The organism is Bacillus sp. SIMBA_031 (genome assembly GCF_046535225.1).
Lineage (GTDB): Bacteria > Bacillota > Bacilli > Bacillales > Bacillaceae > Bacillus > Bacillus velezensis.
Map to the genome: position 1 here is coordinate 1 of NZ_JAWRXC010000511.1, position 250 is coordinate 250.

The following is a 250-nucleotide window of genomic DNA, read 5'->3' on the forward strand; positions in this document are numbered from 1 at the left end:
CTGATTATTAATTAATCCTGCAGAGGTAGAAGTATAATTAAATACTGGATGGTCATTATTGACAATTACTTTAGCGTCCTCGTCTTCGTAAATCTCGTCCAATGGAACTTCTAAAAAATGGGCAATTCTTTCCCATTCATCAGGTATAATCCTTACATCACCGCTTTCTTTTCTGCTGTAGTTGGATACATCAGTTGATATATAATCAGCTACTTGCTTCTGCGTATAGCCTTTTTCCTTTCTAATGATG

Annotated in this window: 1 protein-coding gene; it reads right to left on the reverse strand. The window is 35.6% G+C overall.

All coding sequences use genetic code 11. From position 1 onward, the window contains the following. On the reverse strand, window positions 1-250 hold a 250-nt coding region (locus SB724_RS21195; RefSeq protein WP_410572972.1), incomplete at both ends, for a helix-turn-helix domain-containing protein.